General features: G+C 44.9%; 4 protein-coding genes. 1 reads left to right on the top strand and 3 read right to left on the bottom strand.

Annotated elements, in window-relative coordinates; translation table 11 throughout:
- Window positions 1–462 precede the first annotated feature (462 nt).
- Window positions 463–1050, top strand: coding sequence for an acyloxyacyl hydrolase (locus KDK16_RS04215; protein WP_257274806.1), 588 nt, complete (start codon window positions 463–465; stop codon window positions 1048–1050).
- 254 nt (window positions 1051–1304) lie between these two features.
- Here the strand turns inward: KDK16_RS04215 and KDK16_RS04210 are convergent, their stop codons facing one another.
- The 3 genes from KDK16_RS04210 to KDK16_RS04200 all read right to left on the bottom strand — a co-directional run bounded on the left by KDK16_RS04210 (window position 1305) and on the right by KDK16_RS04200 (window position 4557).
- Window positions 1305–2651 (bottom strand): undecaprenyl-phosphate glucose phosphotransferase, encoded by a 1347-nt coding sequence (locus tag KDK16_RS04210; RefSeq protein WP_257274805.1) that lies wholly within the window; start codon window positions 2649–2651, stop codon window positions 1305–1307.
- Window positions 2652–2743: 92 nt separating this feature from the next.
- Entirely contained in the window at window positions 2744–3628 is an 885-nt protein-coding gene (locus KDK16_RS04205) for a glycoside hydrolase family 16 protein (RefSeq protein WP_257274804.1), read from the bottom strand.
- An 8-nt stretch (window positions 3629–3636) separates the two neighbouring features.
- Complete coding sequence (locus KDK16_RS04200) at window positions 3637–4557, bottom strand: glycosyltransferase family A protein (RefSeq protein WP_257274803.1); 921 nt, start codon at window positions 4555–4557, stop codon at window positions 3637–3639.
- Window positions 4558–4619: the final 62 nt, after the last annotated feature.

Below are 4619 nucleotides of genomic sequence, written 5' to 3'. Positions count from 1 at the left end.
GTACATAGGTACTAAAAATTAGCTATACGTGCAAATACTTATAATAACAACGAGTTCTTCAGCGCCTCCGGTGTACAAGGGCTAAAGCAAAACGGCCCTGATCTCGATCCAGGTAAAGTCGATCGATTTGATGATAATGGTTCACTGTTACACTCTCGTGAAGCCATCAGAATCAGCTGTTTGAATACGAATGATACTGACCATACCTGGCTTCATTAGCGGGTACTTCACGGATTCCTTCATTTCTTGAGTCATAAAAAGTCCAAAACCGGGTGAGATAACAGCCTCAATATCGACCTGACTTTGCTGAAAAACAACAAGGTTGGAAAAATCTGGTCTTATTCGTTGGCTCCCTGGTGTAAGTTAGTAGGAAGCCCCCTCCCACTGAGTGGCAAGGGTATTGCGAAGCAAACTTTGGTAGCGGGCTCAATAAATATTAAAAAACACAAGAGCATAAGGATCATGAGACTCAACAATGCAGCCTTTCTGTCGGCAGTACCTTTGGTGCTATCTGTTTTTTCAACGTCGGTCGTCGCACAACCTGAAAGTATTCATTTCAGCTACGGGCCCGATCTTTCCAGTAAAATAGAGGTTAAGGACACTCGTCTGGCCCTGAGATGGCATTTAAGTGACGAAGGACTTCTCGAAAACTTAGAATGGAATGACCGCTTTCTTCTCGATACCTCGGTTTCTTACTGGGATAATCAACTGGATGCAAGCCCTTCGCATAGCTCGAAAGGTGGCGATGATATCTATGGCTTTTTCATGACTCCGGTATGGCAATTCAAAAGTCCCGGCGGACGGTATTACTTCGATGCAGGTCTGGGCGTTGGCTGGATCAGCGACACCCAGATTCGTTACAAAGGCGACCAGCCTTTAGAAAAAAGCACTCATTTACAGTTTGAAGCCATGCTGGGTGCCGGTATTCTCCTGGGTTCTGAAAACAGTTTTGACCTGGGCGCCAAGTTGCTTCATTACTCCAATGCTTATATCAAACGGCCCAACATGGATTTGAATGTGATCCAGTTCTCGCTTGCGTACCATTTTTGATACGAAATGCCCGGCAGTTGTCGGGCGTTTCATTGATTCACTGATTCTCTGTTATAACTTAGTTTTGCTGGAAATAATGTTCATGGCAGGCCCTGTCTTGTGATTACAGGGATCATGGTAGGTATATATAGAGCTGGGAGGGTAAAACTCTGTCGTAGAGCTTATTTGGAAGGAAAGCTTCTCATCATTGAGAATACACGGCAAATCAGTTTCGCCGGAGTCTTCCATTGGGAAGACAGCCGACCACGTTAAAATTAGTAAGCTTTATCGCTGACAAATCCTTTAAATATCGTCTTGAAAACAATTTTCACATCTAGCCATAAAGACCATTGCTCAAGGTACTTAATGTCGAACTCAACTCGCTTCTGCATTTTCTCCAGGGTATCCGTTTCCCCCCGGTAGCCATTAACCTGAGCAAGACCTGTGATACCGGGTTTGATCTTATGACGCTTCATATAAGAGTCCACCAACTCTTTATAATGCTCGTTATGGGCAATAGCATGTGGCCTTGGGCCTACAATGGACATACGCCCTTGTAGCACATTGATAAACTGAGGCAACTCATCAAGGCTGGTGCAACGCAGATAGGCTCCGACTCTGGTAATCCGTGGATCATCTTTAATAGCCTGAGTGACTGAGCCAGCTTCCTCCTGATGCACTTTCATTGACCTGAACTTGTAGACCTTGATCTTCTCTTTTCCCTTGCCATATCGATACTGCTTGAAGAGAATCGGCCCGGGTGAAGACCATTTAACAGCCAGTGCAATCAATAGACAGAGAGGGCTGATCAGGATCAAAATCAGAGAGGCGATCAGAATATCTTCTGCTCTCTTGAGAATACTGTTAAAGCCATCAAGAGGACTCCGGGTAATATCAAAAGAATATATGTCGCCAATGATATTTACCTGATGATTGATCAGTGGTAAATCTCTCAAGCCCGGCATGTATTGGATATCTCCAGTTTCATGTCTCAAGATATGAACAATATCCTTTACCGCATCACTGCAACTCAGTGGTAGAAAAATCCAATAGGCGTCAAACTGTTGTCCCTCATTTATCCTGCTCTGTAATTGAGACAGAGCATCCTCAGGCATCTCAAAATAGATAGTATCTTTGATGATGTAGCCTTCACTATTGGGTTTCAGAAACCGGTCAATGGTTTTCTTGAAACCAGCTCCCTTTCCAATAATTAACACCGAACGAGCATTCTCTTCTCTGGCCCAATATCGTTTCACAGCCACTGAAACCATCGAATAAAACAGGACAATCAGTGTGGCATGAGTCAGCATCCATATTGATAGCCAGATTCTTGAGTACTCATATGATATCTTGAAAGCCACTAAAATAAGGAGCAGCCCACTGAACGCCACCAGAAAGGCCATAGCCAGCTTTTTGATCCGTTCAATCCATGGATACCGATTCCAATAGATGTTTGGGCAAAATACACCAAAAGAAACGACAACCAGAAGTGAAAAAATGATGATCAGCATCAGATAGGAATCAGGAAGATTTAGATCCCCAAAACGCATCAGATAAGCAAACCAGCCACTGGCCAGCGCCAGAAGCAAGTCAGAAAGCACAAAGAAAAGCAGAACGCTCATAGAGCGTCTATCCGATGAGCCGTACATCTTTATTAAAGCCTCTTCCTGAATGAAAGGTTTAGTGCTTTGCTATCACCCCGGAACGGTGAATTTCAGAGATGAGTTGAGTGTTGATAAATGCGGACAAAATCGATGAGGTACTTCTGAGGAAAAATGGCATGATCAATACCTTCTTTTCCTCCCCAGCCCCCTCCAATAGCCAGGTTTATAATCAAATACATCGGGTCATCAAAAGGCCAGTCAGCTGGACTCTGCCCCTCCTTCTGATAACTGAAGTACTTCTGATCACCCAAATAGAAATCTATAGAGTCGCTGGTCCATTCCACAGCATAAGTATGGAAATTCATCCCCGTATCACTGATAAAAACAGAGCCCGTAGCTGCATTACCTTTCCTGTGGTTTCTGCTTTCGGTATGCAAAGCAGCATGAATACGATCGGGTTGATAACCGACAAACTCCATGATGTCGATTTCTCCGGTTGCAGGCCAACCTAATTCTTCAATACGGGCACCTAACAACCAGATAGCAGGCCAGACACCTCGTCCCTGTGGCAGTTTAGCCCTGACTTCAACACGTCCATGGGTCCACTCAAATCGGGACTGGGTTGTCAGGCTTGCAGAAGTGTAGTGGAAAGATCCTTTCTCTCTACCCGTCTTTCGACACCACCATTGGATGATCCGGTTACCAGACGCGCAGACATTGGCATCTGCACGATCTATCTGATGAGCCTCTATAATCAGAACTCCGTCTTCCACACGGGCATTGCGCCGATCCCGGGTATAAGTCTGCAGCTCAGAATTACGAATGTAGCCTTCTTCATAGTTCCACTTTCTGCTGTCAGGCAAACCGGTGTAGTTAAATTCATCCTGCCAGACCAACTTCCACTCGTTGGCAGGGGAACCGTCAATCACCATCATAGTTACAAGCGTTAGCAATACCTTGACGATGCAGCTGTCTGTATTTTTTTTCTCGTCCATGCTTATCTTCAAGTGTAAGAACGAACAGTCCCACCGGATAAAAGGCCATAGTAAAAGCCATATCCATGGGATAAGTCACATAATGACTCCAGGGGAGATTTATTCGAAATCAATCCGTAAAGAGGCAGCGTTAACACACCACGAGTCAGGTAAGCACTACCCTTGAAGAGACAGGCTAATACCGCTTTTGTACCGGATTTATTAGACCGTTCAATCATTAATCCAGTGGCTCCCATACGGAATGCTCTTCTCAGGGCCCACTGACAATTGAGTCTATCGTCAGCAATATATTCACTAACAATGGCCTTCTGACACCAGTAGATAGAAGCTCCTGAATGCGTTGCCCTCAATAGTAATTCTTTGTCCTCCCCACCATTAATCAACTCATTGTTAAACATCAGTCCCTCCTGAGAGAGGAAGTTCACATCCATCAGAATATTGTTGGTTGCTCCCCAGCTGACTCTCTGACCATCGTTGATTTTGCGTTCGTGGTAAACCGGAGCATTTCTGAACAATGATGACGTACCATCCGGAAAGATCGCTCTTTGGGGTCCGGTCACGACTTGGCATTTGTGCTTTCTGACCGCTTGAGCCAGTTGAGCTATCCAGTCCTGCTCGGCGAAGGCATCATCATCAATAAAAGTCAGATAGTCGAAATTCAGTTCATCGGCTAATTTCAGCGCACGGTTTCTCGCGTGGGGAATGCCTCGCTTGCACTCCAAAGTGTGATAGATGTTCAGGGGAGAACGTTTTCTTAGCTTTTTAATGATGGACTGTACAGTCTTGTCCGGCTTCAGATTATTCTCTACAACGACGATGGAAAGCTGTGCCTTATCAGGCAGTTTCTGGTTTATAAGACTTTCCATACATTCAATAAACGTCTTATTACGTGTACCCGTAGTGAGCGTAGCTGCCAGAATTTTCATCATTAATACCCTAGCAGCCTGTCGGACTCAAGGCTGTCCTACTGCGGTTGCAATAAATTGGTCTA

It is taken from the genome of Endozoicomonas sp. SESOKO4 (genome assembly GCF_024606275.1).
This window is presented reverse-complemented; position numbering and strand designations above follow the sequence as displayed.

Excerpts from the sequence above, each read along its gene's own strand:
- KDK16_RS04215 (WP_257274806.1), top strand. The coding sequence starts at position 463 with ATGAGACTCAACAATGCAGCCTTTCTGTCGGCAGTACCTTTGGTGCTA.
- KDK16_RS04200 (WP_257274803.1), bottom strand. The coding sequence starts at position 4,557 with ATGATGAAAATTCTGGCAGCTACGCTCACTACGGGTACACGTAATAAG.
- KDK16_RS04205 (WP_257274804.1), bottom strand. The coding sequence starts at position 3,628 with ATGGACGAGAAAAAAAATACAGACAGCTGCATCGTCAAGGTATTGCTA.
- KDK16_RS04210 (WP_257274805.1), bottom strand. The coding sequence starts at position 2,651 with ATGAGCGTTCTGCTTTTCTTTGTGCTTTCTGACTTGCTTCTGGCGCTG.